The following is a 24,711-nucleotide window of genomic DNA, read 5'->3' on the forward strand; positions in this document are numbered from 1 at the left end:
GGGCCTGCATGCCGTACGTCGCCGTGAGTGCGCTGAGCCATCCGGGACTGGTGCGCGAACGCAACGAGGACAGCCTCGTCGCCGGACCGTGGACGCTGTGCGCCACGGTGACCGAGAGCCCGCAGACCCTGGTCTTCCCGCTGCGCTCGCCCGTCGTGGTCGCCGTCGCCGACGGGCTCGGCGGTCACCCCGGCGGTGACGTGGCCAGCGCCCTCGTCGCCCGCCTGCTCGCCCGGGCCGGACCGGTGCTGGACGGCGAGGACGCCGTACGGGAGGCGCTGGGCGACTGCAACCGCGCCGTGTACGAGGCCGCCGAGGGCAGCGACCTCACCGCCATGGGCACGACCGTCGCCGGTCTGGTGCTGCTGCACGACTCGGTGCTCGTCTTCAACGTCGGCGACAGCCGGGTCTTCGCCGCCTCCTCCGACGGGCTGCGCCAGGTGAGCGTGGACGACAGTCCGCCCCTCGAACCCGGGCAGCGCACCACCTCCCTGGTCACGCAGTGCCTGGGCGGCTCCGTCGCCCACCGTGACGTCCGGCCGCACGTCACGGCCGTGCCCCTGCGCCCCGGCGACCGCTACCTCGTGTGCACCGACGGGCTGACCGACCCGGTGACCGAGGATGTGCTCGAGGCGGTGCTGCGCGACAACGACGACGGCCGCGCGGCCTACGAGCTGTGGCACGCGGCCATCGAGGCCGGCGGGCCGGACAACATCACGCTGGCGGTGGTGCGGGTCGGCCTCTGACGGGTCCGGGCGACGTCCGGCTTCGGCTGAGGCGCCCGCGGGTCGTCGGGGCGACCTGCGGGGCGTGTCCCGTTGCCGCCGTGCGCGGGTGCCGCGTCGTCCGGGGCCGGTCAGGTGCTCTCCCGTAGCGCCTTGCCCAGGTGGGCCACGCCCTCGGTGATCACTCCGGCCGGTGTCGCCGCGTAGCCGAGGACCAGGCCGGGCCGGCCGGGGCGCTGGCGGTGCCAGGAGAGAGGATGGCACTTGACTCCGTGGGCCAGTGCGGCCCGGGCCAGGGCGGTGTCCGGGACGTCGGCGGCGTAGGTGACCGTCAGGTGCAGGCCCGCTGCCGCGCCGTGCACCACAGCGCCCGGCAGATGGGCGGCCAGAGCCTCGATCATGGCGTCCCGGCGGCGGCGGTGACGGCCGCGCAGCAGCCGGAGGTGGCGTTCCAGGTCGCCGCCGTCCATGAGCCGGGCCAGCGTGAGCTGCGGGAGCACCGCGTTGCCCAGATCGGCGAAGCGTTTCGCGGTGATGAGGGCGGCGCGGTAGGCGGGCGGGGGGATCAGCCAGCCGATCCGCAGGGCCGGCGCGAGCAGTTTCGACACGCTGCCCATGTAGCAGACGCGGTCGGCCAGCAGCTCGCGCAGCGCCGGTACCGGCGGACGGTCGTAGCGGTGCTCGGCGTCGTAGTCGTCCTCCAGGATCAGCCCGCCCTCCCGCGCCCAGCGCAGCAGCTCACGGCGGCGCTCGCCGCTCGTGACGACCCCGGTGGGGAACTGGTGGGCCGGCGTGAGCAGGACCGCGCGGGCGCCCGAGGCGCGCAGGGCGTCGACGCGGATCCCGGCCTCGTCCACCGCTACGGGCGGGGTGGCCAGCCCGCCGTTGCGCAGATGCTGGCGAGAGCCCAGCGAACCGGGGTCCTCCAGCGCGACGGCGTCGATGCCGTCGGCCAGCAGGACGGTGTGCAGCAGGGTGAGCGCCTGCGCGATGCCGGCCACGATCAGTACGTCGTCGGGCGCCACCCGCACGCCCCTGTTGCGGGCGAGCCAGTCGGCCACGGCCCGGCGCAGCACCGGCGCGCCACGCGGGTCGCCGTAGCCGAGGCCGTCCGCCGACAGCCCGGCGAGGACCGCGCGTTCGGCGCGCAGGTACGCGGCGCGCGGGAACGCCGCCAGGTCGGGGCGGCCCGGGGTGAAGTCGAACCGGGCGGGGGCCGCGCGCAGCGCGTCGAAGACCTCCGGGCCCGGGTCGCCGGTGAACGCGGCCGTGCCCGGGCCGGCCGTGCCGGGGGCGGCGCCGCGTACCCGTTCCTGCGGGACCGCGACCACCACCGTGCCCCCGCGCCGGCGTCCCTCCAGATGGCCGTCCTCGGCCAGCCGCCGGTACGCCTCCGTCACCACGCCCCGGGACACGCGCAGTTCGGCGGCGAGCACCCGGGTGGGCGGCAGTCTGCTGCCCACCGTGAGCCGGCCGTCGGCGATGGCCCCGCGCAGGCACTCGGTCAGCCACCGCGCCTTGCCGCCGGCCGGTGCCGTACCGATGTCCAGTTGCAGGAAGTCGGAGCCGCCGGGCGCTGCGTTCATCGGGCTCATGCTGTCACGTGCCGTTCAGTCCCCGAAGGCGAACTCCGGCGCCCCGGCGGTGAGAACGGCGTCCGTGGTGCGCACCGGCCAGTGCGCGGCGAGCTCTTGCGTGACGCTCTTCAGCAGCGACCGCACGGTCTGCTCGCCGCCGTCGTGCATCGCCTCGGTCACCACCAGCACGCGGCGGGTGTCCGGACCGACGGCGGAGTACCCGCTCTGCCGGTGGGTCCAGCGCCGGGCGTGCGCACGGCCGGCGGAGTCGGCGAACGTGACCTCGCCGGGCGCGGGATGCTCCGTTGCACCGCCGAACGCCGTGTACACCTCGTCGCCGCTGGCGGGCCGCACTTCGAGCAGCGGGCCTGCGATACGGTCCGCGTCGAGGGCGGCGACGGGGATCGCATGGGCCACCGAGAGCGCGTTGCACAGGTCCACCAGCGGGTGGATGCGCGGCAACGCGCCCTCCTTGCGCAGCCGCCGCAGCAGCGACTCCGCGGCACAGCGGTACTGCGTCGGGCGCAGACCCAGCTGGGAGAACGCGCGGCGCCAGGCAGCCACTTCGGGGAACTCGCCCTCCGGGGCACCCGCCAGGCGGGCCGCGGCCCGGGCGATGTGGGCCGCCGCTCGCGGGCCCGTGTCCGCGTGCGCGTCGATCCCGTCGGCGTACAGCACGCCGGCGGCGAGCCGCGGGTGGACGGACCAGATCGCGTCCGCGTGCCGGAAACGCATGGTCACGCCACCGCCAGCCGCAGGCTCAGGGCGACGAAGCAGGCGGCGAAGCCCCGGCGCATCCCGGTCAGCAGCCCGGGCCGCTGGGGCAGCCGCTCGCGCAGCGCGGCCGCGCCGAGGCCGTACGCGGTGAAGACGACGAAGGTCAGGGCCATGAACACGCCGCCCAGCCGCAGCATCGCCCCGACGTCGCCCGCCGCGACGAACTGCGGCAGGAACGCCAGGAAGAACAGGGCGGGTTTGGGGTTGAGCAGGTTGACCAGGACGGCCGAGCCGATCAGCCGGGAGGCGGAGCGCGGCGCGGCCTCCCGGTCGACCACCAGGGCCGAGCGGTCGCGCAGCATCGCCCCCGCCATGTACAGCAGGTAGGCGACACCGAGGTACTTCACCACGGTGAACGCGACGGTGCCCGCGTGCAGCAGGGCGGCCAGTCCGGTCACCGCGGCCAGCAGGTGCGGCAGCGCGGCGAGGGTGCAGCCGAACGCGGCCACCACGCCGGCCCGCCGGCCGTGGGTGAGCCCGGCGGCCAGCGTGTACACCACGCCGGTGCCGGGGGTGACGACCACGACCAGGGTGGTCAGCAGGAACGTGACGCTCAAGGAAACCTCCGCGGAAAGGGCGAGGCGTCCCACCCTGCCCGCGCGTTGGCCCCCCGGACAGGGCCAAAGACAGCACCGTTCACCGGTCCATAACAACGGCATCACCGGGTAGGGAGGTCCATGACGTCTAGACTCTCCCGGCAGCGGGCGTCCGTACGCACGTACGGACGGCGCCCGCCGCCAGGCACGTGCTGCCAAACCGAAGGGCGTTCGGCGTTTTGATACGGATGGAATCAGTCACCAAGCGGTACCCGGACGGCACGGTGGCGGTCGACCGGCTCACGCTGGAGATACCCGAGAAGGCGATCACCGTCCTCGTCGGCCCCTCCGGCTGCGGCAAGACGACGACCCTGCGGATGATCAACCGGATGGTCGAGCCCAGCGAGGGCCGCATCCTGCTCGACGGCACCGACCTCCAGCAGCAGCCGGTGCACACCCTGCGCCGCTCCATGGGATACGTCATCCAGCACGCCGGGCTCTTCCAGCACCGCACGATCGTCGACAACATCGCCACCGTCCCGCGCCTGCTCGGCTGGAGCAAGGCGAAGTCCCGTGAGCGGGCGCGGGAGCTGATGGAGCGCGTCGGCCTCGACGGCTCGCTCGCCCGGCGCTACCCGCACCAGCTCTCCGGCGGCCAGCAGCAGCGCGTCGGCGTGGCCCGGGCGCTCGCCGCCGACCCGCCGGTGCTGCTGATGGACGAGCCGTTCTCCGCCGTCGACCCCGTGGTCCGCAAGGGCCTCCAGGACGAACTGCTGCGCCTGCAGGACGAATTGGGCAAGACCATCGTCTTCGTCACCCACGACATCGACGAGGCCGTCAAACTCGGCACCATGGTCGCCGTCCTGCGCACCGGTGGCCGGCTCGCCCAGTACGCGCCGCCCGCCGAGTTGCTGTCCCAGCCGGCCGACGCCTTCGTCGAGGACTTCCTCGGCGCCGACCGCGGCATCCGGCGCCTGTCCTTCTTCCCCTCCGCCGGCCTCGGACTGCTCACGGCGCCGGTCGTCGCCGTGGACGCCTCGGCGGAGCAGCTCGCCGCCGCGGCGGAGGGTGAGGCGCCCCACCTCCTCGTCACCGACGCCGACGGCAGGCCGCTCGGCTGGGGCGAGCCCGGCACGCTGACCGCCGGGTCCGTCGATCCGGCCCGGCTGCTGCCGTACGGCCGGCCGTTCGTCGCCGGCACCGACTCGCTGCGGGCCGCGCTGGACTGCGCCGTGCTGTCGCCGACCGGCTGGGCCGTCGCCGTGGACGACACCGGGCGCGTGCGCGGGGTCGTGTCGCAGCAGGCCATCGGGGCGGCGATCCGTGCCGCGCACGCCCAGACCCCGAGCACGCCGAAGGCCCTGCGATGAACGGCCTGTTCCACCTCCCCAGCGATCTGCAGAACACCTACCTCGGCCTGGTCGGCATGCATCTGCGCGAGGCGCTGATCCCGGTCCTCGCCGGGCTGCTGGTGGCGCTGCCCCTCGCCCAGCTGTGCGTGCGGCTGCGCTGGCTGTACCCGCCGGTGCTCGGAGCGGCGACCGTGCTGTACGCCGTCCCGTCCCTCGCGTTCATCGTCTTCCTGATCGACTACACCGGTCAGACCGAGACGACCGTGATGATCCCGCTCGGCCTCTACAGCCTGGTGGTGCTCGTGCCGGCCGTCGTCGACGGTGTCCGCTCGGTGCCGCAGGAGACCCTGGACGCCGCGACCGCGATGGGTATCGGGCCGGTGCGCCGCTATCTGACGGTGCAGTTGCCGATCGCCGTGCCCGCGATCCTCGCCGGGCTGCGCGTCGCGACCGTCTCCAGCATCTCGCTGGTCAGCGTCGGCATGCTGATCGGCAACCAGGGTGGCCTCGGCAACCTGCTGAACGACGGCATGACCTACCAGCAGCCCCGGCTCGTGTGGCTCTCGGTCATCGGAACCGCCGTCCTCGCCGTACTCGCCGACGCCGCGCTCGTCGCCGTACGCCTGCTGCTGACGCCGTGGATGCCGCGCGGCACCCGCACGGTCGCCGCCGGGCCGCGCCCCGAACCGGCCGTGTCCGCCACCGAGGAGACCGCGCGGTGAACGTCCTGCACTTCGTGAACGCCTTCTTCAGCGACAGCGCCCACTGGCACGGCTACGACGGCATCCCCACCCGGCTGCGCGAACACGTGCAGTACTCCCTGCTCGCGCTGGTGATCGCGGCCGCCGTCGGGCTGCCGGCCGGCCTGCTCACCGGGCACACCGGACGCGGCGGCAACGCGCTCGCCCTGATCGCCACGGCGGCCCGCGCCCTGCCCAGTTTCGGGCTGCTGGTGCTGATGTTCATCCTGCTCGGCTTCGGTCTGCTGCCCGTGATGATCCCGCTGGTGGTCCTCGCGATCCCGCCGATCCTCGTCACCACCTACGAGGCGGTGCGCTCCGTCGAGCCGTCCCCGGTGGACGCGGCACGGGGCATGGGCATGGCCGAGACACGCATCCTCTTCCGGGTCGAACTGCCCGTCGCCCTTCCCCTGATCCTCAGCGGCCTGCGCTCGGCGGCCATCCAGATCGTCTCGACGGCGACCATCGCGGCGTACGTCAGCTTCGGCGGCCTCGGCCGGTACGTCATCGACGGCCTCTACCAGCACGACTACGAGAAGGTCGTCGGCGGCGCCACCCTCGTGGCCGGACTGGCCCTCGTCACCCTCGTGCTGTTCTGGGCCGCCGGCCGCTACGCGGTGTCGCCGGGGGTACGCCGACGCGGCTGAGGCGGCGGTCGGCAGGGGCGGTTGAGGCGACGCAGCTGAGGCGGGCGGCCGGAGTGGCGCTGCTGAGGTGGCCCGGGGCGGATGGCGTCGGCAACCGGCCTGATGGCGAAGCGCATTGGTAACACAAATGGCCTTGACGGGGGAGAAGTGGCTGGATTGGATCAGTGGGTGACTACTACCGCCCAGCGCAGCAGGCCCCGCAGGACCCTCCCCGGCGCCGCCGCCGTCGTGCTCGCCGCGACGTCGGTGCTGCTGGCAGGGTGTTCCTCCGACAGCAAGGGCGACAACCCGCTCGCACAGAACGACTCCGACGGCAAGACGGTGGTCGTGGGCTCCAACAACTTCCCCGAGTCCACGCTGCTCGCCGACATCTACGGCGAGGCCCTGCGGGCCAAGGGCGTCAAGGTCACCTACAAGCCCAATATCGGCACCCGTGAGACGACGTACGGCCTGATCAAGAACGGCTCCCTGACCGTCCTGCCCGAGTACAACGGCGCGCTGCTCGCCTACCTCGACCGCAAGGCCACGCCGAAGTCCGCCGAGGAGACCACCCGGGCCATCGCGGGCAAGCTCGATCCGGAGCTGACGCTGCTCCAGCCCTCGCCGGCCGAGGACAAGGACGCGCTGGCGGTCAACGCCGAGACGGCGGCGAAGTACCACCTGACGTCCTCCTCGACCATCGCCGATCTCAAGGACATCGCGGGGGACCTGGTCGTCGGCGCTTCGCCGGAGTTCCAGAAGCGGCAGCAGGGCCTGGAGGGCCTGAAGTCGGTGTACGGCCTGGAGTTCAAGTCGTTCAAGGCGCTCGACGCGGGCGGCCCGCTGACCCAGGCGGCGTTGAAGCAGAACGACGTCCAGGTCGCGGACCTCTTCTCCACCGACACCACCGTCCAGAAGGAGAAGTTCGTCGTCCTGCAGGACCCGAAGAACCTCTTCGGTTTCCAGAACGTGCAGCCCCTCGTCTACAAGAAGGGCCTGCCGCAGCCGGGCGTCGACGCACTGAACGCCGTCTCCGCCAAGCTGGACACCAAGACGCTGCTCGCCCTGGACGCCCAGGTCCAGTTGGACAAGAAGGACCCGCTCGACGTGGCTCAGGCCTGGCTGAAGTCGGTGGGCCTGAGCTGAGCCGCCCGGGTAACAGACCGCTTGCCCCGTATTCTCCGTCCCGTTCGAGCGGGAGTTGAGTGGGTATCAGCTCGGGAGCGGGACGCTCGTCGGCGTGCCGCTCCCTTCTCGTGGGGCGCGGAATACCCTGTGACCAGCGGGAGTTGAGGACGGTACGCCGTTCGTGCCGCGCGCCGAGTGCTGGACTCACGTGGGGTGCCCGGGTTCGCGGGGGCCTGGTGGCCACGCGGGCCGGGGTGGCCGGTGAGCTAGCATGTACGGGGAGTGAGTAACACGAGTAAAACAAACGGCATGGTCCGTTCTCTTCCGTACCCCCAGGAGTGACCTGTCGATGCCGAGGCAGTTACGCGCCGAACAGACCCGCGCGACGATCCTCACCGCCGCAGCCGACCTGTTCGACCGGCACGGCTACGAATCGACGAGCCTCAGCGACATCGTCGAGCACGCCAAGGTCACCAAAGGCGCCCTCTACTTCCACTTCGCCGCCAAGGAAGACCTGGCGCACGCCATCCTCGAGATCCAGTCCGAGGCCTCCCGCAAGGTCGCCGGCGACGTCGACGGCCACGGGTATCCGTCCCTGGAAGCCCTGATGCGCATCACCTTCGGCTTCGCCCGGCTGTCCGTGGAGGGCCCGATCGCCCGGGCCGGTCTGCGGCTCGCCACCGGCCCGGTCCCGGTCCGCCCGCCGCTGCGTCACCCCTTCACCGAGTGGCGAGAGCTGGTCTCCCGGCGGCTGCGCGGCGCGGTCCGCGAGTCCGACCTCCACCCGGACGTCGACATCGATGCCGTCACCCACTCCCTCGTCTCCTTCTTCGTCGGCACCCGTGTCGTCGGCCGCTCCCTGGAACCCGTCGCCCGGCTGCCCCGCCGGATGGCCGAGATGTGGCACCTGCTCATCCGCGGCCTGGTGCCCGTACCGCGCCGCCCGCGCTATCTGACGCTCGTCTCCCGCCTGGAGCGCGAGACCGCGGCGGCCGCCGCCGTCTGACACCGGTCTCCCGTCTCCCGGTCTCCCGTCTCCCGGCCGTCCCGCCGACGCCGGGTGGCCTGGTGGCCTGGTGGCACGGCGAGCGGCGCGTACGGCTCGGCCGGCGGGCCGGAGGTACGGTGAGTGGCATGCCCGACACCCCGCAGCCCCCGGAGCTGCGCGCCGACGAGCCCGGCTCCTTCCCGCACAGCGTGCTCGCCGAACGGCACCCCGCGATCGTCAAGCAGGTCCGCGACTCCTTCCCGTACGGCCCCGAGCAGCACGCCGCCCTCGACGCGCTGCTCGCCCAGTGCACGGGCGGCGTGATCGAACCGCTCCCGCCCCACGCCCCGGACCGTGACCACTGGCTGGCCTGGGGGCTCCGGACGTACACCGGCCGCTCCTGGTTCGACGTGCCCTGGCTGTGGTCGGAGAGCTACTTCTACCGCCTGCTTCTGGAGAGCGTCGGCTACTTCGGCGACGGTCCCTGGCACGACATCGACCCGTTCCGGCCCGCCAAACGCGCCGAACTCGACGCCCCCGAGACCGACGAGGAACTCGCCGCGCTCGACCGGCTCGCCGGCCTCGCCCCCGACGAGCAGGCCACCGCGCTGCTGCACGGCTCCCTGTGGGGCAACCGCGCCGACCTGAGCTTCCGCCTCCAGACGGCCGACGGTGCCGCCCGGGACACCACCCCGGCCCTGCTCGCCGACGACAGCGCGACCCTGTGGGAACTGCTCCCGCCCGGCCGCGCGGACGGCACGCTGTGCCTCGTCGCCGACAACGCCGGCCGCGAACTCGTCCCCGACCTGCTGCTGATCTCCCACCTGCTCGCCCACGGCCACGTCGCGCGCGTCCTGCTGCACGTCAAACCGCACCCGTACTACGTCTCCGACGCCACCACCGCCGATGTCGTCGACGCCCTGCGCCGGCTCACCAGCGCTCCGGGTGCGGCCGGCACGCACGGGCGGCGGCTGTGGCAGGCCATGACCGACGGGACCCTCGCCGTGCGCGCCCACCCGTTCTCCGCCGGCCCGCTGCCGTACGCGCGGATGCCCGGCGATCTGCGTGCCGAGTTCGCCGCCTGCACCCTGACCGTGGTCAAGGGCGACCTCAACTACCGGCGCCTGGTCGGCGACCGGATGTGGCCCGCCACCACCCCGTTCGCCGAGGTCACTGCCCACTTCCCGGGACCGGTCGCCGCGCTGCGCACCCTGAAGTCGGACGTCGTGACCGGCCTCGACGCCGCCGCCGTGGCCGCGCTCGACGCCGCCGAGGGGCCGCGGTGGCGGACCAGCGGCACCCATGCGCTCATCCAGGTCCGGCGGTGACGCCCGAGCCAGGCAAGGGAGGGCCGCTCATCCCGTGTGCACCGGCAGCTCCTTGATGCCGTTGATGAAGTTCGACACCAATCGCCTCGCGGGTCCCGCCGTCCGCAGTGCGGGCAGCGTCCGCAGCACCTCGCCGTACAGCAGCCGCAATTGCAGCCGCGCGAAGTGCGCGCCCAGGCAGACATGAGGGCCGTCCCCGAAGGACACGTGCGGATTCGGGGAGCGGGTGAGGTCCAGCCGGCCGGGCTCGGCGAAGACCCGCTCGTCGCGGTTGGCGGCGGCGTGGAAGACGACCACCTTCTCGCCCGCCCGGATGCGCCGCCCGGCCAGCTCGGTGTCCCGCAGCGCGGTACGCCGGAAGGTGAGCACGGGCGGGTGCCAGCGCAGCAACTCGTCCACGGCCGTGGTGAGGCCGGCCTTCCCGGTGCGCAGCGCCTCGTACTGCTCCGGGTGCTCGGCGAGCGCCAGGAGACCGCCCGGGGCCGCACTGCGCACGGTGTCGTTGCCGGCGACCGTGAGCAGGAAGAAGAACATCTCCAGCTCCGGACCGGTGAGTTCGGCGTCGTGGGCGAGGGTCGTCATGATGTCGTCGGCCGGATGGCTGCGCTTGAACGCGGCGAGCTGCCGGGCGTACGCGAACATGTCCCCGAGCATCGCGGGGGAGCGCGGATTCACGGGACGGCCCGCCGCGTCCCGCACCGCCGGGCCCGCCTCGTCGGGGTCCTGGTAGCCGATGACCCGCTGCGTCCACTGCAGCAGCAGCCCGCGGTCGCTCTCCGGCACCCCCAGCAGATCGGCCAGGTTGAGCAGCGCGTAGTCGTCGGTCACCGCCGCCACCAGGTCCACGGTGCCGCCGCCGGCCGGGACCCCGGCCAACGCCCGGCCGAGCAGGTCGCCGGCCCGGTCCCGGGCGACGTGGGTGAAGCGTTCGACGCGCCCCGGGATGAACGCCCGGCTGACCAGCCGGCGCAGCCTGCCGTGCCCGGGCGGGTCCTGGTTGAGCATCATCCGCCGGATGAACGGCAGATCCCGAGGGTCGGGGTCGCGGATCTGGGTGGCGCCCAGGTGTGAGGAGTACGTCGTCGCGTCCTTGAGCACCCGCACCACGTCCGCATGCCGGGTCACGGCCCAGAAGCCGGGGCCCGCGGGCCAGCCCAGCACCTCCGCCTCGGCCTGCCAGGCCACCGGATGGTGGTCGCGCAGCACACGGTAGGCGGCGTACGGAACGCCGTCCGCGTACTGCACGGGGTCGAACACGTCGGGCACGGGCGGTGCGGTGGGAGCGGTCACGCGCCCTCGCCCTCGCCGGCCGTTTCCGTCGCACCGGCGTCGTAGGCCCGCGCGCTGCCGCCGTCCCGCGAGGCGTCCCCTGTGCCGTCGCCGTCCTGTGTGTCGTCGGCGCGCAGGAAGTCCTCGACGACGCGGATCAGTTCCAGCGGCGTCTCGTCCATCGCGTAATGCCCGGCGCCCGGCAGCTCGTGGACCTCCGCGCGTGGGTACCAGGCACCCCACGTCCGGCGCAGCAGGTCCGCCGAGAGCGCCGGGTCGAGTGCCCCGGCGACGGCGAGCGCGGGGTGGTCCGCGCCCAGCACGTCGGCGTGGAAGTCCTCCCCGGCCCAGGAGTCCAGCCAGGCCCGGAACGCCTTGTCGTCGCTGCGTTCCAGCGAACGCGCCACCATCCGCTCCAGCCAGGCCGCCGGCCGCTGTCCGCCGGTGGTGATGTCGATGATGGCGCGCCGGTTCTCCGGCCGGTGCGCGGCGTCGGCGAACAGCTCCCACTGCCCGGGCGGCAGCGCCAGCCCCGAGGCGGGCACCGGGGAGACGCCGGCCAGCCGCCGCAGGCGGTGCGGGGCGAGGTGGAGCAGCCGCTGCCCGACGGCGCCGCCCATCGAGTGGCCCACCACCGAGAACCGGTCCCAGCCGAGCCGGTCGGCCAGCGCCACCAGGTCCCGGGCGGCCTGTCCGGTGGTGAACGGCCCGCCGGCGTCCCGCGCCCCGCCGTAGCCGCGCAGATCGACCAGGGCGTAGGTGAAGGACACGGTGTCGAGGTCGGCGCGTACGGGTGCGAAGGCGGAGCGGTCGGCGAACCAGCCGTGCACGGCGAACACCTTGTGGGCGCCGTCGCCGAGCAACTCGTGCGGGAGCGTGAACGTCGTCATGCGACCACGGTGGACGCACGGCCGCGCGGCGTCCAGGGGGCGCGAGGGGGCAACTCCGCGCTCCGTTCGGGCCTGTTCGGGCCGGGGTTCACGCGATGGTGTGATCATGTCCGCCCGCCCGGATGCCCTCCGCGGGCCCTGGGTAGGGCCCCGGCCATGACGCAGCCGTTCGAACTCCCGCACTTCTACATGCCGTATCCCGCGCGGCTGAACCCCCATCTGGAGGAGGCCCGGGAGCACTCCACGCGCTGGGCGCGCGAGATGGGCATGCTGGAGGGGTCGGGGATCTGGGAGCAGCCCGACCTGGAAGCGCACGACTACGGACTGCTCTGCGCCTACACCCACCCCGACTGCGACGGACCCGCCCTGTCGCTGATCACCGACTGGTACGTGTGGGTGTTCTTCTTCGACGACCACTTCCTGGACATGTTCAAGCGCACCCAGGACCGCGCCGCCGGAAAGGCCCACCTGGACCGGCTGCCGCTGTTCATGCCGCTGGACCCCGCCGCGGCCGTGCCCGAGCCGGAGAACCCGGTGGAGGCCGGACTCAAGGACCTGTGGCAGCGCACCGTGCCCTCCATGTCGGTCGACTGGCGGCGCCGTTTCTCCGTCGCCACCGAGCATCTGCTCAACGAGTCGATGTGGGAGCTGTCCAACATCAACGAGGGGCGGATCGCCAACCCGGTCGAGTACATCGAGATGCGCCGCAAGGTGGGCGGCGCGCCCTGGTCGGCGGGGCTCGTGGAGTACGCGACGGCGGAGGTCCCGGCGTCGGTGGCGTCCGCGCGGCCGCTGCGGGTGCTGATGGAGACCTTCTCCGACGCCGTGCACCTGCGCAACGACCTCTTCTCCTACCAGCGCGAGGTGGAGGACGAGGGCGAGAACAGCAACGGCGTGCTCGTGCTGGAGACCTTCTTCGGCTGCACGACCCAGGAGGCCGCCGAGACCGTCAACGACATCCTCACCTCGCGGCTGCACCAGTTCGAGCACACGGCCCTCACCGAGGTGCCCGCACTCGCCCTCGATCAGGGGCTGGACCCGGCCGAGGTCGCCGCCGTCGCCGCCTACACCAAGGGGCTGCAGGACTGGCAGTCCGGCGGCCACGAGTGGCACATGCGCTCCAGCCGCTACATGAACAAGGGCGCCCGGACCGACGCGCCGTGGCAGGCCCTCACCGGGCCCGGGACCTCCGCCGCCGACGTGGGCGCGCTGCTGGCCTCGGCCGCCCAGGACCGGCTGCGCACCTACCGGAACACGCCTTTCCGGAAGGTCGGGCCGTCCCGCATCCCCGACCTGTACATGCCGTTCCCGCTCGGGCTCAGCCCGCATCTGGACCGGACGCGGGTGAGCCTGGGCGACTGGTGCCGGGCGATGGGCATCCTGGGGGAAGGGGTCTGGGACGAGGACAAGCTCCGCGCCTTCGACCCCGCCCTGTGCTCGGCCGGCCTCGACCCCGACGCCACCCCCGAGGCCCTCGATCTCAGCGCCCAGTGGCTCGCCTTCGGCACCTACGGCGACGACTACTACCCGCTCGTCCACGGCCACCGCCGCGACCTGGCCGGGGCACGGCTGACCACCGCCCGGCTGTCGGCGTGCATGCCCGTCGACGGCGAGGAACCGCTCACCCCCGCCAACGCCTTGGAGCGCGCCCTCGTCGACCTGTGGGCCCGCACCACGGCCCGGATGACACCCGAGCAGCGGCGCACGATGAAGGCGTCCGTCGACGTGATGACCGAGAGCTGGGTGTGGGAGCTGTCCAACCGGCTGCAGAACCGCGTCCCCGACCCGGTCGACTACCTGGAGATGCGCCGCCGGACCTTCGGCTCCGACCTCACCCTCAGCCTGTGCCGCATGGGGTACGGCCCCGCCGTGCCGCCCGAGGTGTACGCCAGCGGCCCGGTGCGCTCCCTGGAGAACGCCGCCATCGACTACGGATGCCTGGTCAACGACGTCTTCTCCTACCAGAAGGAGATCGAGTACGAGGGAGAGATCCACAACGCGATCCTTGTCGTCCAGAACTTCTTCGGCTGTGACCATCCGCAGGCGCTCGGCGTGGTCCACGACCTGACGACCCAGCGCATGAAGCAGTTCGAGCATGTCGTCGCACACGAACTGCCCGTGCTGTACGACGACTTCGCGCTGTCCGCCGAGGCCCGCGCGGCCGTGCACGGCTATGTCACGGACCTGCAGAACTGGATGGCCGGCATCCTCAACTGGCACCGCAGCGTGGACCGCTACAAGGCCGAGTGGCTGGCCCGCCGCGCCCACGGCTTCCTGCCGGACCGCCCGCCCGCCGTGCCGGCCCTGACCCTCGGCTGACGACCCGGCACCCCGCGCACCCCGCCGGCGACCTGCACTGTCACCCTGTACGTCCCGCCGCTCAGCCGACGACCGGCACCTGGGGCGACCGGCGTACCCGCTCCTCCAGGCGGTCGCGCACGGCGGTTGCGGCCGCCCGCTCCGCCGGTGTGTCCTGCAGCGCGGTGTACAGGCGCTGGGCGCGCAGCGCCTGGGGGAGGTCACCGAGGTGCGCGAACTCCTCCACGAGCTCCCGCAGCGGTGAGGTGTCCAGCTGCCCGGACGCTCCCGGTCTGCCCAGCAGGCTCTGGTTCATGACGAAGGCGTCCAGGCGGCGGATGAGGGCGACCCGCACCGCCTCCGTCCCTCCCCGGGCGAGGACCGGGCGGGTCCAGGTCGACATCGGCTGCGCGGCCGGGTCCGCGTACCCCTGCGTGCCGACGCCCAGGTACTCCCACAGCGGCGGAAGGCCGTCGTGGTCGTGGAGGAACCGGTAGGCGTTCAGCTCCGCGGCGTTGAGCAGCACATGGTCGGGTTCCGTGTGCGTCAGCGCCCGGTGCAGCAGGGCCACCAGCTCCACCGGTGAGCGCCGCGGCAGGCCGAGCCCGGCGAGCAGTTCCTCGCGCTCGTCGTCGATGCCGTAGTGCTCGCGTATCTCCTCCTCGACCTCCGCCTTGCGCGCGAGGATGCGCTCCTCGCCGTCGTCGGGCGTCAGGTCCGCGAACGCGCCCCAGTCGGCGAGCCCGATGACCACCTCGAGTGCCTCGTCGACGCTCGTGCCGACGAGGCACGCCCCGCCCTCGGAGTCGGCGTGCAGCACGCAGCCGTCGGCGCACACGAAGTAGGTGCCCCCCGTGTCGTCCCCGGCCACCACGGTCAGGGGACCGCCCGAGGCCAGCCGCACCGGCTCCACATGGCCGTGGGCCGCGCGGTCCACGTCGAAGTCGAAGGGGAAGGCGGCCAGTTCGGCCAGACGCGGGTCGTCCCGTAGCTTCCGCAGCGCGTGATCGGTCATGTCACAGAACGTAACAGGACCCACTGACAACGCCGCTCGGCGTGACGCCGCCCGTCCCGCGGCCGCCCGTCCCGCGGCCGTTCGTCGCGCCGGGGCGGCTCTCCCCGAAGGGGCTGCGCCTCACGCGGTCCGACGGGCTCCGCGTGCCGCATGGTCGACCGCGGCCCGCGCCAGCGCCCGGATCATCGGGTGCGCGTGCGAGCCGTCGCCGGACAGCTCCGGCTGGAAGAGGGAGGCCAGGAAGAAGGGGTGGCCGGGCAGTTCGGCGATGCGGACCTGCCCCTGTGCGTCGTGACCGCTGAAGCGCAGCCCGTGCCGGCGCAGGGTATCGAGGTGACGGGAGGGGCCGTAGTGGCAGTTGTAGCGCTCCACGGTCCGCTCCGCACCCATCACCGACTGGGCCAGCGACCCCGCCTCCAGGACCACCGTGTCCTCGTGCCCGGCCAGTGAGCAGGCCAGCGGCTCGATGAGCAAGTCGTCGGCGTCGGGGTCGTTCTCCGCGTGCGCCACCTCCGTCAGCCCGCAGGCGCCCCGGGCGAACTCCAGCAGCGCGTGCTGGAAGCCGCCGCACGTGCCGAGGAACGGGATGCCCTCCGTGCGCGCCGTGCGGATCGCGGCGAGGACACCCGCCTCGCTGCGGTACGGGCTGCCCGGCACCACCCACACCGCGTCGAAGCCGCGCACGGCTCCCCCGGCCGCGGCGTCCTGCGACGGGATCCAGTAGGCGTCCAGGACGAGCCGGTCCTGCGCGGCGAGCGTGTGCAGCAACTCGGGGATACGGGTGTGCGAGACGACGTCGGGGGACCGGTCGCCGACCAGGGCGACCCTCGCGACGGGGCTGATGGTGTCGGTCATGGGCCTCATCCTGGGCGCGCCGCCCGGTTCACGTCCAACGATGATCCCTGCACCGTCCATAAGGAACGCTGATGCCATGCTGGGCGGCATGGACCCGCACCTGCTGCGCACCTTCGTCGCCGTCGCGCGCCTCGCCTCCTTCTCCGCGGCGGCCCGCGACCTGGGCTACACCCAGTCGGCCGTCTCCCAGCACATCGCGGCCCTGGAACAGGACCTCGGCGCCCCGCTGCTCACCCGCCGGCCCGTCGCCCCCACCACGGCCGGGGAGCGGCTGCTGGAACACGCGGGCGGGCTGCTGCTGCGCCTGGACGCCGCCCGCGCCGACGTGGCGCGCATCGCGGCCGCCCCCGAGCAGGGGCTGACCCTCGCGGCCACCGCGACCGCGCTCGGCCCGGCCGTCGTGGCGGCACTGCCGAGCGCGGGCGTCACCGTGCGCGTGCTGCCCCGCGACGCGGTCCCCGCGGCGGTCGCCACCGGCGCGGCCGACCTGGGACTGGCCGACGGCCTCGCCGCGCCAAGCGACCCGCTCCGGCTGCCCGACGTGGCGCCCCTGACCGCGTACGGCGTCGGGGAGGAGCCCGTCTGTGTGCTGCTGCCGGCGGCGCATCCGCTGGCCCGCCGCCCCCAGGTGCGGCTCGGCGACCTGGCCGACGCGCGCTGGCTGGAAGCGCCGGACGCGGGTCTGCCGCTCGCCCATCTGCGGGCCGCGCACGGCGGCCACGGCTTCCGCCCCTCCCTGCGCTACGAGGGCACCGACCTGCGCGCCCTGACCGCGCTGGCGGCCGCCGGGCACGGCCTGACCCTGCTGCCCCGCTCGGCGGCCGCGGCCGTGCCCGGGGCGGCCGCCGTGCCGGTGAGCAGCCCCCGGCTCGTGCACCGGACGGAACTGCTGTACGCGGGGGCACCCCGGGGCGCGGCGGCGGCCCTGGCCGACGCCCTCGGGACACGGCCGTGAGCCGCTGCGAGCGCGGACCGGGCGCCCTGCTTCCCGCCGCCGACGCCGGGTCAGTCTCACTCGTTCGTGGCACGTTCCGCGCCGGTGCGCCGGGTAGGTCACCGGCCGGAGGCGAACCATGGAACACACCGCGTTGCGTCCCAAACCGATGCCGGGCCGCGACCCCGGCGGTGCCCGCCCCGCGGGACAGCCCCGGCGTCCGCACGCCGCCCGGCGCCGCGGCCGGCGGCTCACCACCTGGCTGTTCGGACTGTTCGTCGGAGCGGTCCTGGTGCTGACCGGTGTCGGACTCGGCACCGTCGGCGCCACCGTGATCGGCCTGGGCAAACTCGCCGACCTGCGCGCACACGCCCCCGCGCCCGGCGCCGCCCACCCCTCCGGCACGGCCCCCTCCCGGGGCGCCGCGAACGCGTCCCCCACGCCCGCCGGATCGCCCGGCCCGGCGCGGGCGTCCCTCGGGGTGGAGGTGATGGACGGCGAGAAGGCGGGCGCCCTCGTCGTCGGCGTCCACGTCCCCGGCCCCGGTTACGCGGCCGGCCTGGTCCGCGGGGACGTCGTCCTCACGGTGGGCCGGAGCCGCGTCGACTGCGCCGCAGACCTGGGGCGCCTCGTCGCCGGAACCCGCCCGGGCACGCCGGTCGTGCTGACGGTGCGCCACCGCAGCGGCGGCTACCAGCAGCTGACGGCCGTACCCGGGATCGTCACATGACCACCCGGACGTGACCCGGGAATCGAAGCACCGAACGGAACGGTGGGACGGTGGGTCGCCGTTGGTCACGGGTGGGGAAACCGGCTCGCGTGGGCACGGCGGTGCGGGCAGGATGCTGGCAGGCGAGACTGATCCTTCAGGGAGTCCGGTCCCAGACTTCCGGGCAGACCCCTCGTCAGACAGGAGAGGCCGATGACCGGCACCGCGCCCGCACCGTTCGGCGCCGACGACTACCGAGCCCGGATGGAGCGTGCCGCGCGCACCGCCGCAGACGCCGGCCTCGCCGGGCTCCTCGTCGCGCCGGGTCCCGACCTGGTGTGGCTCACCGGCTACGCGCCCACCGCCGTCACCGAGCGCCTCACCCTGCTGGTCCTCGTCCCGGGCCGCGATCCCGTCCTCGTCGTCCCCACCCTGGAGGCCCCGGACGCGGCCCACGCGGCCGGCGCCCCCGCCCTGACCCTGCGCGACTGGACCGACGGCACCGACCCCTATGCCGCCACCGCCGCCCTGCTGGGCTCCGGCGGCCGGTTCGGCATCAGCGACAACACCTGGGCGATGCACCTGCTCGGACTGCAGCGGACCCTGCCCGGCAGTTCCTACGCCGCGCTCACCGACGCCCTGCCGATGCTGCGCGCCGTCAAGGACGCCGCCGAACTGGAACTCCTGGCCGCCGCGGGCGCCGCCGCCGACGCGGCCTTCGAGGAGATCCGCAAGGTCGCCTTCGCGGGCCGCCGGGAACGCGAGGTCGGCGCCGACCTCGCCGGCCTGCTGCGCCGCTTCGGCCACTCCCAGGTCGACTTCACGATCGTCGGCTCCGGCCCCAACGGCGCCAACCCGCACCACGAGGTCGGCGACCGCGTCATCGAACGGGGCGACATGGTCGTCCTCGACTTCGGCGGACTCAAGGACGGCTACGGCTCCGACACCACCCGCACCGTCCACGTCGGCGAACCCACCGACGAGGAACGCCGGGTGCACGACGTCGTGCGCGCCGCGCAGGAGGCGGGATGTGCCGCCGTACGGCCCGGCGTCGCCTGCCAGGAGGTCGACCGCGCCGCCCGCGGGGTCATCGAGGACGCCGGGTACGGGAAGTACTTCATCCACCGCACCGGCCACGGCATCGGCGTCACCACGCACGAACCGCCCTACATGATCGAGGGCGAGGAACAGCCGCTCGTGCCCGGCATGTGCTTCTCCGTGGAGCCCGGGATCTACCTGCCCGGCCGGTTCGGGGTGCGCATCGAGGACATCGTCACCGTCACCGAGGACGGCGGCCGGCGCCTCAACAACACCACCCGCGAGATGGTCATAGTGGACTGAAGGCGACACTGGTACCACCATCACCCATCGAACGAGTGACGACGGCGCGACCATGACCCAGGCACCGACACCCACCGCGGACACCGTCCGCGCACTGGTCCGAACCCTGCTGAAGGAATCCGGGGACGGCCTCTCCGGACCCGACGTCCGGCCCGTCGCCGAGGGCGGCGAGCACCGCACGTGGTGGGTCGGCACCCGCCATGTGCTGCGCCTCGCCCCGGACCGTGACGCCGCCCTGCGGCAGCGCCGTGAACTGCGGCTGCGGGATCTCGTCCGCCCGCACGTGCCCGTCGCCGTGCCCACCAGCGTGTCCCACGGCGAGTGGAGTCCCGGCCTGACCTACACCCTCGACACCGCGGTGCCGGGCGGTACGGCCGAGGAGCACGACGTGTCCGCCATCGGCGAGGCCGACCTCGCCGGGTTCCTGACCGGGATGCGCGCGGTGCCCGCCCGGCAGGCCGAGACGCTCGGCGTGCCGCGCGCCGCCCCCCGCTCCCTGGAGGCGCTGCGCCGGATGGCCGTACCCGCCGCCCGGACCCTGGCCACCGCCGAGGAGTTCGACCCCGCGCGCCTGGCACAGCTCACCCCGCCCGGCGCGGCCCAGCTCGCCGCCCAGCCGGGCAGCGCCGTCCTCGTCCACCACAACCTCAGGGGCGAGCATCTCGTGGTCAGCCCCGACGGCCGGGTGCGCGGCGTACTGGACTGGACCGGCGCCGTCCTCGGCGACCCGGCCGAGGACATCGCGGGCCTCGCGCTCGCCGTCGGCTCCGGCGCCGCCGTGCGCGCCGCCACCCTCGCCGGGTACGGCGCCCGCCCCTGCCTGCGTGGCCTGTGGCTGGCGCGCTGCGACACCGTCATCCGCCTCGCCGGACGCCTCGAGGGCCGCGACGACAGTCCCCTGGAACTCCTCCAGACCCAGCTGCAGCGGGCCTGGGAGGCGATCCTGCTGGAGCGGGTGACGGAGCTGCGGGAGGAGTAGCACGGCCGGCCGCCGACGGCCCGCCCCGAACCCGCACGCCAACGCTCGCGCAAACGCTTAGCCTGCTCGGCCACGGCGCCCACCACGCCTGCTCGGCCACGGCGCCCACCACGCCTGCTCGGCCACGGCGCCCACCACGCCTGCTCGGGCGCGGCACCCACCACGCCCGCCCCGGCGCCGCGCTCGGCCACGCCCGTTCCGGCGCGGCGCTCGGCTACGCCTGCTCCAGCACCACGCTCGACTCCCCGGGCAGGTGCAGCACCCCCCGCTCGTCCGGTCCCTCCACCGGGTCCCACGCGGCGAGGACGCGGGCCGGGCGCGTGCCCAGCGGGATCGCCGCCGGTTCCTTGCCCAGGTTCACCGCCACGCGGACGTCCCCGCGCCGGAAGGCGAGCCAGCGGGCGTCCTCGTCGTAGGCCACCTTCGCGTCGGCGAGATCCGGGTCGGTGAGGTCCGGATGGGTCTGCCGCAGGGCGATCAGCTGCCGGTACCAGGCCAGCACGCGTGCGTGCGGCTCGCGCTCCCGCTCGGCCCAGTCCAGGCAGGAGCGGTCGCGGGTCGCCGGGTCCTGCGGGTCGGGCACGTCCTCCTCGGCCCACCCGTGCGCCGCGAACTCCCGCCGCCTGCCCCGCCGTACCGCCTCCGCGAGCTCCGGATCGGTGTGGTCGGTGAAGAACTGCCAGGGCGTGGACGCGCCCCACTCCTCGCCCATGAACAGCATCGGCGTGAACGGCGCCGTGAGCACCAGTGTGGCGGCGCAGGCCAGCAGGCCGGGGGAGAGGGACGCGGACAGGCGGTCGCCCTGGGCACGGTTGCCGACCTGGTCGTGGGTCTGGCTGTAGCCCAGCAGCCGGTGCGCGGCCGTCCGCGACCGGTCCAGCGGCCGGCCGTGGGAGCGGCCGCGGAAGGAGGAGTACGTGCCGTCGTGGAAGTAGCCGCCGCCGAGGGTCTTGGCGAGCGCGGCGAACGGGGCGCGGGCGAAGTCGGCGTAGTAGCCCTGCGACTCGCCGGTCAGCGCGGTGTGCAGGGCGTGGTGGAAGTCGTCGTTCCACTGCGCCTGCAGCCCGAGGCCGTGCTCCGCGCGCGGGGTGATCAGCCGCGGGTCGTTCAGGTCGGACTCGGCGATCAGGAACAGCGGGCGGCCGGTCTCCTCGGCCAGCGCGTCCACCGCCGCCGTCAGCTCCTCCAGGAAGTGGTACGCGCGCGTGTCGATCAGGGCGTGCACCGCGTCCAGCCGCAGCCCGTCGAGACGGAAGTCGCGCAGCCACGCCAGCGCGCTGCCCACCAGATAGGCGCGCACCTCGTCCGAGCCGGGCGCGTCCAGGTTCACCGCGGCGCCCCAGGGGGTGTGGTGGGTGTCGGTGAGGTAGGGGCCGAAGGCGGGGAGGTGGTTGCCGGACGGCCCGAAGTGGTTGTGCACCACGTCGAGCACGACGCCGAGACCCAGCTCGTGTGCCCGGTCGACGAACCGCTTCAGCGCCTCAGGGCCGCCGTACGGCTCGTGCACGGCCCACAGGGAGACACCCTCGTAGCCCCAGCCGTGCCGGCCCGGGAACGGGCACAGCGGCATCAACTCGATGTGCGTGACACCGAGTTCGGCGAGGTGGTCGAGCCGCTCGGCGGCCGCGTCCAGCGTGCCCTCGGGGGTGTACGTGCCCACGTGCAGCTCGTACAGGACGGCGCCCGGCAGCGGCCGGCCGGCCCACGGGACCCGCCACGCGTACCGCCCCTGGTCGACGACGGCGCTCAGGCCGTCCGGGCCGTCCGGCTGGCGCCGCGAGCGCGGATCGGGCAGCACGGGCCCGTCGCCCAGCACGAAGCCGTACCGCGAGCCCTCCTGCGCCTCCGCCTCGCCGGTCCACCACCCCGCGCGTTCCGGATCACGCTCCATCGCGCGCGTGGCGCCGTCGCACATCAGCGTCACACGATCGGTCTGTGGTGCCCACACCTCGAACTGCACGGACGGTTCCCCTTCGTCTGCTCACCGTGATGTAGCCCGTCCATGGTGCGTCACACCCGGTGAATCCGCTTTCGAATCCTGCCTTTCGCGGGGTGTCGCCGCGCGGGGAAGCCGAGGGGCACGCGCGCGTGACGGCCGATGCACGGTTTTCTGGACACCCTGTGTCCGCTGACCGACAATCACATGCGTGACGTCGTCCTTCGAGTTCCCCACGTACCCGGCGCGGTTGTCCGACGCGGAGCGCGACCAGGCGCTGAAGGTGCTGCGTGACGGCGTCGCCCTGGGCCGGCTGTCGCAGGACACCTTCGTGCGGCGCATGGAACTCGCGCTGGCCGCCCGCCACGCCGACGAGCTCGCCGCGCTCACCGCCGACCTGCCCCAGGACGGCCGGCTCTCCCGCGCCCTGTTCGGCGCCGTGGAGGCCGTCTCGGGCTTCACCGTACGGCTGCGCAGGGCCTGGCAGGCCGAGCGGCTGCCCAAGCTGCTGCTGCCGCATCCCGGCGCGGGCCATCCGCTGCGCATCGGGCGCGACCCCGCCTGCGGTCTGCGGCTGAACCACGAGACGGTCTCCCGGGTGCACGCCGAGCTGCGGCGCCAGGGCGGGATGTGGGTGCTGCGCGACCTCGGCTCGACCAACGGCACCACGGTCAACGGCCGCCGGGTCATCGGCGTCGCGGTCGTGCGCGAGGGCGACCTGGTGGCCTTCGGGCAGATGGCGTTCCGGCTCTCGGGGCAGTGAGGACGGACACCTTCTGCGGGGCCAAGTGGGCCCCCGGGCGGTGGTGTTGACGTACCCGCGAAGCCGTGACTGACTGTGCGTACACCATGGACACCAGGTGAACCGTCGGTCCCACTCGTGGAGGTGTGCCCTGCCGCCGCTCCTCCGCTACCCCGGCGTGGACGAGCTGGCCTCGCGCGCCGCCGCGCTGGCCGCCCGCCACCCCCGGAACGTCCGGCTGCGCGAGGTCGGCACCTCCCGCGCGGGCCGGCCGCTGTGGCTGCTCAGCGTCGGCCACGGCAGCCGCCAGGCCCTCGTGGTCGCCGGACCGCACGCCAACGAACCCGCCGGCGGCGCCACCGCGCTGCGCCTGGCCGAGCGGGCGCTCGCCGACCCGAGCCTCACCGAGGGCGCGGACGCCACCTGGAACCTGCTGCTCTGCCTCGACCCCGACGGGCTCAGCCGCAACGAGGGCTGGCTGTCCGGCCCGTACACGCTCGGCCGCTACTTCCGGCACTTCTTCCGCCCGGGCTTCCTGGAGCAGCCCGAGTGGCTGCCGGACGGCGCGCAGGCCGCCGCGTTGCCGGAGACGCGGGCACTGCTCGGTCTCCAGGACGAGCTGAAACCTTTCTTCCAGGCCTCCCTGCACGGCGTCGACGTCGGCGGCGGCTTCGTCGAGGTGACCCACGAGCTGCCCGGCCTCGACCTGCGGGTCGCCCACGCCGCGGCCCGCCTCGGCGTGCCCCGAGAACTCGGCCCCTACGACACCCTGTACTGGCCGAGCCTCGGCCCGGCCGTCTACCGCATCCCGCCGCCCCGCCCGAGCGGTCTGGCCGCCGCGATCACCGAGGCGGCCGTGCAGTCCACGTGGTTCCACCCCCACCGGTACGGCACCGTCACCGCGGTCGTCGAGGCGCCCATGTGGGGTGTGAGCGCCGTCGAGGACGGCTCGGCGCCCGCCGACGCCGACGCGCAACTGCGCGCGGTCAGCGCCACGCTGCGGCGCGAGACGCGGCTCCTGGAGCGCCTCCTCGCCCGGATCCGGCCGCACGTCACGGGCACGGCCGACGCGGCCCGGCTGCTCGCCCCGGTGGACGACTACTTGCTCGTCTGCCCCGGCCTGGCCGACGCCTGGGACCCCGGCACGGCCGTCCCCGACCGTCCGCTGCCGCCGCTGAGCACCGCCCATCTGACCGCCCTGCGCATCGCCGGGCGGCGGCTCGTCCTGCGCACCGCCGGGCTGCTGCACCGGCTGGTCGCCGCGAGCGGACACGACCCGGCGCACGCCCTGCCCGAACTGGACCGCTTCATCGACGCCGGCTGCGCCGACTACCACGACGAGTGCGGCGCGCGCTGGATCCCCGTCGCCCGCCAGGCGGAGTACCAGGCCGGCGTGGTGCTCGCCGCGTTCGAGCTGGCAGGCGAACAGGCGTCCGCGCGCTCCCGTTCGGGTGAGCCGGGCTGGTGTTCCGGCCGGGCCGTGCCGATGCACCGGGAATGACGTACCTGACACGATCGGCGGTGGCCGCACTCCTCACGGCGGCCGCCGTCCTGACCGCGACCGCCCCCGCCGACGCCTTGCGGACGCGGCACGGCGACTGGCTCCGAATCACCGTCAGCCGCGGCGAGGACCGGGCCGGCGACGCCCGGGGCGCCCTGCTGCGCTGCGACCCGCCCCAGGGCCACCCGCGCGCGGCGGAGGCCTGCGCGCAGCTGGCCGCCGTGGACGGCGACATCGGTGCCTTCCCGGCCGCCAAGGGCACCATCTGCAGCATGATCTACGCCCCGGTGACCGCCGAGGCGCGCGGCCGCTGGCACGGCCGCCCGGTCGCCTACCGGCAGACCTTCGCCAACCGCTGCGAGATGCGGGCACGCACGGGGGCGGTGTTCGCGATCGACGGGTGACGGGGGCGGCGTTCGGCGCCGGCAGGCGACCGGGGCGGTGGTCACGTCGGCGGGCGGGCGG

23 protein-coding genes are annotated in these 24,711 nt (G+C 74.0%); 15 read left to right on the plus strand and 8 right to left on the minus strand.

Features of this window, described 5'->3' with window-relative positions; genetic code table 11:
• The first annotated feature begins 8 nt into the window (after window positions 1–8).
• Window positions 9–746 carry a PP2C family protein-serine/threonine phosphatase gene (locus ACZ64A_RS01115; RefSeq protein ID WP_469807383.1) on the plus strand — a complete coding sequence of 246 codons (738 nt, stop codon included), beginning with the start codon at window positions 9–11 and terminating at the stop codon, window positions 744–746.
• 110 nt (window positions 747–856) lie between these two features.
• Here the strand turns inward: ACZ64A_RS01115 and pdxR are convergent, their stop codons facing one another.
• From pdxR to ACZ64A_RS01130, 3 genes are read right to left on the minus strand one after another with little or no spacing between them, the layout of a single operon-like run.
• Window positions 857–2,311, minus strand: a complete 1,455-nt coding sequence (pdxR, locus tag ACZ64A_RS01120) for a MocR-like pyridoxine biosynthesis transcription factor PdxR (RefSeq protein ID WP_469807384.1) — start codon at window positions 2,309–2,311, stop codon at window positions 857–859.
• A 24-nt stretch (window positions 2,312–2,335) separates the two neighbouring features.
• Window positions 2,336–3,037, minus strand: a complete 702-nt coding sequence (locus tag ACZ64A_RS01125) for a B3/B4 domain-containing protein (RefSeq protein ID WP_469807386.1) — start codon at window positions 3,035–3,037, stop codon at window positions 2,336–2,338.
• A gap of 2 nt (window positions 3,038–3,039) precedes the next feature.
• The gene (locus tag ACZ64A_RS01130; RefSeq protein ID WP_469807388.1) at window positions 3,040–3,636 is read right to left on the minus strand and encodes a LysE family translocator; all 597 of its coding nucleotides are present in this window, start codon (window positions 3,634–3,636) and stop codon (window positions 3,040–3,042) included.
• A gap of 218 nt (window positions 3,637–3,854) precedes the next feature.
• Here ACZ64A_RS01130 and ACZ64A_RS01135 point away from each other — a divergent pair, with 218 nt between their 5' ends.
• The 6 genes from ACZ64A_RS01135 to ACZ64A_RS01160 all read left to right on the plus strand — a co-directional run bounded on the left by ACZ64A_RS01135 (window position 3,855) and on the right by ACZ64A_RS01160 (window position 9,777).
• Entirely contained in the window at window positions 3,855–4,985 is a 1,131-nt protein-coding gene (locus ACZ64A_RS01135; protein WP_469807390.1) for an ABC transporter ATP-binding protein, read from the plus strand.
• A complete protein-coding gene (locus tag ACZ64A_RS01140) occupies window positions 4,982–5,689 on the plus strand; it encodes an ABC transporter permease (protein WP_469807391.1) in 708 nt (235 codons plus the stop codon). The genes ACZ64A_RS01135 and ACZ64A_RS01140 overlap by 4 nt, the downstream gene beginning before the upstream one ends.
• Complete coding sequence (locus ACZ64A_RS01145) at window positions 5,686–6,354, plus strand: ABC transporter permease (protein WP_469807392.1); 669 nt, start codon at window positions 5,686–5,688, stop codon at window positions 6,352–6,354. Before ACZ64A_RS01140 ends, ACZ64A_RS01145 begins: the two co-directional genes overlap by 4 nt.
• A gap of 168 nt (window positions 6,355–6,522) precedes the next feature.
• Window positions 6,523–7,479, plus strand: a complete 957-nt coding sequence (locus ACZ64A_RS01150) for an ABC transporter substrate-binding protein (RefSeq protein WP_469807394.1) — start codon at window positions 6,523–6,525, stop codon at window positions 7,477–7,479.
• A 331-nt stretch (window positions 7,480–7,810) separates the two neighbouring features.
• Entirely contained in the window at window positions 7,811–8,467 is a 657-nt protein-coding gene (locus tag ACZ64A_RS01155; protein ID WP_469807396.1) for a ScbR family autoregulator-binding transcription factor, read from the plus strand.
• Window positions 8,468–8,595: 128 nt separating this feature from the next.
• On the plus strand, window positions 8,596–9,777 hold the full coding sequence (locus ACZ64A_RS01160; protein WP_469807398.1) for a damage-control phosphatase ARMT1 family protein: 1,182 nt from the start codon (window positions 8,596–8,598) through the stop codon (window positions 9,775–9,777).
• Between the two features lie 27 nt (window positions 9,778–9,804).
• On the opposite strand, the gene ACZ64A_RS01165 is transcribed toward ACZ64A_RS01160, so the two are convergent.
• Together ACZ64A_RS01165 and ACZ64A_RS01170 are read right to left on the minus strand one after the other, a co-directional pair.
• Window positions 9,805–11,067 carry a cytochrome P450 gene (locus tag ACZ64A_RS01165; protein ID WP_469807400.1) on the minus strand — a complete coding sequence of 421 codons (1,263 nt, stop codon included), beginning with the start codon at window positions 11,065–11,067 and terminating at the stop codon, window positions 9,805–9,807.
• Window positions 11,064–11,936 carry an alpha/beta fold hydrolase gene (locus ACZ64A_RS01170; RefSeq protein WP_469807401.1) on the minus strand — a complete coding sequence of 291 codons (873 nt, stop codon included), beginning with the start codon at window positions 11,934–11,936 and terminating at the stop codon, window positions 11,064–11,066. The genes ACZ64A_RS01165 and ACZ64A_RS01170 overlap by 4 nt, the downstream gene beginning before the upstream one ends.
• Before the next feature lie 156 nt (window positions 11,937–12,092).
• Here ACZ64A_RS01170 and cyc2 point away from each other — a divergent pair, with 156 nt between their 5' ends.
• Window positions 12,093–14,255, plus strand: a complete 2,163-nt coding sequence (gene cyc2 / locus ACZ64A_RS01175; protein WP_469807403.1) for a germacradienol/geosmin synthase Cyc2 — start codon at window positions 12,093–12,095, stop codon at window positions 14,253–14,255.
• 61 nt (window positions 14,256–14,316) lie between these two features.
• On the opposite strand, the gene ACZ64A_RS01180 is transcribed toward cyc2, so the two are convergent.
• Complete coding sequence (locus ACZ64A_RS01180; RefSeq protein WP_469807405.1) at window positions 14,317–15,249, minus strand: hypothetical protein; 933 nt, start codon at window positions 15,247–15,249, stop codon at window positions 14,317–14,319.
• Window positions 15,250–15,369: 120 nt separating this feature from the next.
• Window positions 15,370–16,104: a CTP synthase C-terminal region-related (seleno)protein gene (locus ACZ64A_RS01185; protein ID WP_469807407.1), complete on the minus strand. Its 735-nt coding sequence runs from the start codon at window positions 16,102–16,104 to the stop codon at window positions 15,370–15,372.
• Between the two features lie 76 nt (window positions 16,105–16,180).
• Here ACZ64A_RS01185 and ACZ64A_RS01190 point away from each other — a divergent pair, with 76 nt between their 5' ends.
• The 4 genes from ACZ64A_RS01190 to ACZ64A_RS01205 all read left to right on the plus strand — a co-directional run bounded on the left by ACZ64A_RS01190 (window position 16,181) and on the right by ACZ64A_RS01205 (window position 20,067).
• Window positions 16,181–17,059 (plus strand): LysR family transcriptional regulator, encoded by an 879-nt coding sequence (locus ACZ64A_RS01190; RefSeq protein WP_469807409.1) that lies wholly within the window; start codon window positions 16,181–16,183, stop codon window positions 17,057–17,059.
• A 118-nt stretch (window positions 17,060–17,177) separates the two neighbouring features.
• Entirely contained in the window at window positions 17,178–17,768 is a 591-nt protein-coding gene (locus tag ACZ64A_RS01195; protein WP_469807411.1) for a PDZ domain-containing protein, read from the plus strand.
• A 192-nt stretch (window positions 17,769–17,960) separates the two neighbouring features.
• Window positions 17,961–19,088 (plus strand): aminopeptidase P family protein, encoded by a 1,128-nt coding sequence (locus ACZ64A_RS01200; RefSeq protein WP_469807413.1) that lies wholly within the window; start codon window positions 17,961–17,963, stop codon window positions 19,086–19,088.
• Window positions 19,089–19,140: 52 nt separating this feature from the next.
• A complete protein-coding gene (locus ACZ64A_RS01205; RefSeq protein WP_469807414.1) occupies window positions 19,141–20,067 on the plus strand; it encodes a phosphotransferase family protein in 927 nt (308 codons plus the stop codon).
• Between the two features lie 214 nt (window positions 20,068–20,281).
• Here ACZ64A_RS01205 and treZ read toward each other — a convergent pair whose 3' ends face one another.
• The gene (gene treZ / locus ACZ64A_RS01210; RefSeq protein ID WP_469807415.1) at window positions 20,282–22,027 is read right to left on the minus strand and encodes a malto-oligosyltrehalose trehalohydrolase; all 1,746 of its coding nucleotides are present in this window, start codon (window positions 22,025–22,027) and stop codon (window positions 20,282–20,284) included.
• A 187-nt stretch (window positions 22,028–22,214) separates the two neighbouring features.
• Here treZ and ACZ64A_RS01215 point away from each other — a divergent pair, with 187 nt between their 5' ends.
• The 3 genes from ACZ64A_RS01215 (at window position 22,215) to ACZ64A_RS01225 (ending at window position 24,650) form a co-directional block, all read left to right on the plus strand.
• Window positions 22,215–22,766, plus strand: a complete 552-nt coding sequence (locus ACZ64A_RS01215) for an FHA domain-containing protein (protein WP_469807416.1) — start codon at window positions 22,215–22,217, stop codon at window positions 22,764–22,766.
• Window positions 22,767–22,923: 157 nt separating this feature from the next.
• Window positions 22,924–24,246 carry a M14 family zinc carboxypeptidase gene (locus tag ACZ64A_RS01220; protein ID WP_469807418.1) on the plus strand — a complete coding sequence of 441 codons (1,323 nt, stop codon included), beginning with the start codon at window positions 22,924–22,926 and terminating at the stop codon, window positions 24,244–24,246.
• A complete protein-coding gene (locus tag ACZ64A_RS01225; protein WP_469807419.1) occupies window positions 24,243–24,650 on the plus strand; it encodes an SSI family serine proteinase inhibitor in 408 nt (135 codons plus the stop codon). Before ACZ64A_RS01220 ends, ACZ64A_RS01225 begins: the two co-directional genes overlap by 4 nt.
• Window positions 24,651–24,711 lie beyond the last annotated feature (61 nt).

This window comes from Streptomyces sp. NPDC104814, from assembly GCF_055583185.1.

What these genes read in the sequence shown, in the direction of transcription:
- ACZ64A_RS01115 (WP_469807383.1), top strand. Translation starts at nt 9, where the DNA reads ATGCCGTACGTCGCCGTGAGTGCGCTGAGCCATCCGGGACTGGTGCGC.
- pdxR (WP_469807384.1), bottom strand. Translation starts at nt 2,311, where the DNA reads ATGAACGCAGCGCCCGGCGGCTCCGACTTCCTGCAACTGGACATCGGT.
- ACZ64A_RS01125 (WP_469807386.1), bottom strand. Translation starts at nt 3,037, where the DNA reads ATGCGTTTCCGGCACGCGGACGCGATCTGGTCCGTCCACCCGCGGCTC.
- ACZ64A_RS01140 (WP_469807391.1), top strand. Translation starts at nt 4,982, where the DNA reads ATGAACGGCCTGTTCCACCTCCCCAGCGATCTGCAGAACACCTACCTC.
- ACZ64A_RS01155 (WP_469807396.1), top strand. Translation starts at nt 7,811, where the DNA reads ATGCCGAGGCAGTTACGCGCCGAACAGACCCGCGCGACGATCCTCACC.
- ACZ64A_RS01160 (WP_469807398.1), top strand. Translation starts at nt 8,596, where the DNA reads ATGCCCGACACCCCGCAGCCCCCGGAGCTGCGCGCCGACGAGCCCGGC.
- ACZ64A_RS01170 (WP_469807401.1), bottom strand. Translation starts at nt 11,936, where the DNA reads ATGACGACGTTCACGCTCCCGCACGAGTTGCTCGGCGACGGCGCCCAC.
- cyc2 (WP_469807403.1), top strand. Translation starts at nt 12,093, where the DNA reads ATGACGCAGCCGTTCGAACTCCCGCACTTCTACATGCCGTATCCCGCG.
- ACZ64A_RS01180 (WP_469807405.1), bottom strand. Translation starts at nt 15,249, where the DNA reads ATGACCGATCACGCGCTGCGGAAGCTACGGGACGACCCGCGTCTGGCC.
- ACZ64A_RS01185 (WP_469807407.1), bottom strand. Translation starts at nt 16,104, where the DNA reads ATGACCGACACCATCAGCCCCGTCGCGAGGGTCGCCCTGGTCGGCGAC.
- ACZ64A_RS01190 (WP_469807409.1), top strand. Translation starts at nt 16,181, where the DNA reads ATGCTGGGCGGCATGGACCCGCACCTGCTGCGCACCTTCGTCGCCGTC.
- ACZ64A_RS01195 (WP_469807411.1), top strand. Translation starts at nt 17,178, where the DNA reads ATGGAACACACCGCGTTGCGTCCCAAACCGATGCCGGGCCGCGACCCC.
- ACZ64A_RS01200 (WP_469807413.1), top strand. Translation starts at nt 17,961, where the DNA reads ATGACCGGCACCGCGCCCGCACCGTTCGGCGCCGACGACTACCGAGCC.
- ACZ64A_RS01205 (WP_469807414.1), top strand. Translation starts at nt 19,141, where the DNA reads ATGACCCAGGCACCGACACCCACCGCGGACACCGTCCGCGCACTGGTC.
- ACZ64A_RS01225 (WP_469807419.1), top strand. Translation starts at nt 24,243, where the DNA reads ATGACGTACCTGACACGATCGGCGGTGGCCGCACTCCTCACGGCGGCC.